We start from the raw sequence: 1,955 nt of genomic DNA, 5'->3' as shown, positions 1-1,955 counted from the left end.
CCCCGGCACGTGCCGGGACTCGACCCCGGCCCGGTGCCCGGCATGGGCCCGGCCGAACGGCGGGCGGCACGCGGCATGCCGGTGCCCGGCATCGGCGCCGACCTCTCCGGCGGCCCCGCCTCCGGCACCCTGGCCCTCCTCGCCGCCGGGCTCCCCGGCAGACCCGGCACCCTCCTCGGACACGGCACCGGCGCGGGCGAGCGCCTCCTCGCCGTCACCTTCAACGACCTGGCCGTCGGCGGCCGCGAGGCCGAACTCGAGCGCGCCGGAGCCCTCGCCGCCAACCCCCGCCTGCACCACGTGGTGGTCACCGGCGCCGAGGACACCCTCCCCTACGCCGACCTGGACGGCCCCCTCACCGACGAGCCCGGCCCCTCCCTGGTCACCGCCGCCCGGCACCGCACCCGGCTCGCCGCCGGCAGCGCCGACCACTTCACCGGCCACGGCGCCCGCCAGGTGCTCGACGCCCACCCGGCCCGGCTGGCCGACCTGCTGCTCGACCGCCAGCGGCGCCATCTGGTCCGCCCGGTCGCCGCCCTCACCCGCGCCGACGGCTCGGTCCTGGTCCCCGCCCGCGTGTACGGCGCCGCCCGGCGGCTGTCCCGTACCCCTTACCGCACCGGTCTGGAGGCACTGGCCGAGCGGCTGATGCGGCGGCGGTTCGACGAGCCCAAGGGGGCGGTCGGCGCCTCGCTCGCCGCGCTGACCTGGGCGAGACCCGGTCCGGCCGCCCGGTGGCTCACCGGGGAAGCACTGGCCGAAGTATCGGTTCTCCTGCAGACCGGGGCCGACCGGGCGGCCGGCGGGCCCGGACAGAGACCCGGCGAGTTCCGCGCCCGTACCGTCCTCGCCCGGCACGCGGCCGATCTCCGCGTCCTCGAACAGGCCGCCGAGGTGCGCTCGCAGCGGCTGCACGCGCCCTTCCTCGACAACCAGGTCGTCCGCGCCTGCCGCGACCTCCCCGAGGCCCTGCGCGTCAAGCCCGGAGCCCGCGCCGCCGTACTGCGCACGGTGCTGGAGGGCGCCGGGGTCACCGACCTGCCGCCCGGCTGGGGCACCCCGTCCCACGCGTCCTCGGCCGCCGCCGCCCGCACGGGCCTGCGGCTGGCCGCCGACTCCCTGGTCGACCTCTTCGACACCCCGCTGCTCGCGGACGCCGGGCTCGTCGAGGCCCGCGTGGTCCGCAAGGCACTCCGGGAGGCCGCCGCCGGGGAGCCCCTTCCGCTGGACGGCCTGGCCGACCTCGTCTCCCTGGAACTCTGGCTCCGCCGCCTCCTGGCCCGCCGCGGCACCTGCTGGACCGGCACCCCGGCCCGCGCCCGCGCCGTCCCGGCCGGGATCGCCCCCCAGCGAGGTGCCCTGCGGGCCGGGGCCCGGCCGAGCTAAGGGGGTGTGTTGTCGGTCAGGCGGCCTGACCGACAACACACCTCCTACCCGCAGCTGAACCGCGACGTGGCCCAGTCCGCCAGGGCCGCCTGGTCGAAGGTGGTGCCCCTGGGCTCCACCACCAGCCGTACCGTCTTCCGCCCGGCCAGGCTGACGTGGACCGGTACCGCCGGGTCGCCGCCGGAGACCGTGCCGGACTGCCAGAGGCGGGCGCCGTCCGCGTACACGGCGAAGGCGACCTTGCCGAGGCCGAGCGTCATGTCGTCCACCCCGACCACCGCGTCATAGGCGCTGCACTCGCGGTTCAGGTCGACGGTCACCGAGGAGTCGCCGCGCACCGTGACACCGGGGGAGTAGCGCTCGCCGCCGATCGACATGCCGTACCGCTGCCACACCCAACTGCTGTCGCCGAGCCGCACCTCGGGCTCGGTGCCGTCGCCGGTGAGGTCGTAGTCGAGTGCACTCAGCTCGTAGGACCGGGGCGGGGGCGGCGCAGGGGTGGGGGTCGGGGCCGGCGTGGGGGTCGGCTTGGGCTTCGGCTGCGGTTTCGGGGGTGTGGAGGTGGGCTT

The 1,955-nt window shown here is 77.3% G+C and carries 2 protein-coding genes; one reads left to right on the top strand and one right to left on the bottom strand.

The genetic code is table 11. The annotated features are described in order from the left end of the window. Window positions 1–1,386 (top strand): asparagine synthase-related protein (locus GT030_RS05625; RefSeq protein WP_161200123.1); only part of this gene is annotated, 1,386 nt, incomplete at its 5' end. A 44-nt stretch (window positions 1,387–1,430) separates the two neighbouring features. Here the strand turns inward: GT030_RS05625 and GT030_RS05620 are convergent. Next, window positions 1,431–1,955, bottom strand: a 525-nt coding sequence (locus GT030_RS05620) for an NPCBM/NEW2 domain-containing protein (RefSeq protein WP_202459723.1), incomplete at its 5' end; no start/stop codon positions are given.

It is taken from the genome of Streptomyces sp. SID1328, assembly GCF_009865595.1.
Classification (GTDB): Bacteria; Actinomycetota; Actinomycetes; order Streptomycetales; family Streptomycetaceae; genus Streptomyces; species Streptomyces griseoluteus.
The sequence above is the reverse complement of the archived record's forward strand: the minus strand, read 5'-3'. Positions and strand labels throughout refer to the sequence as shown.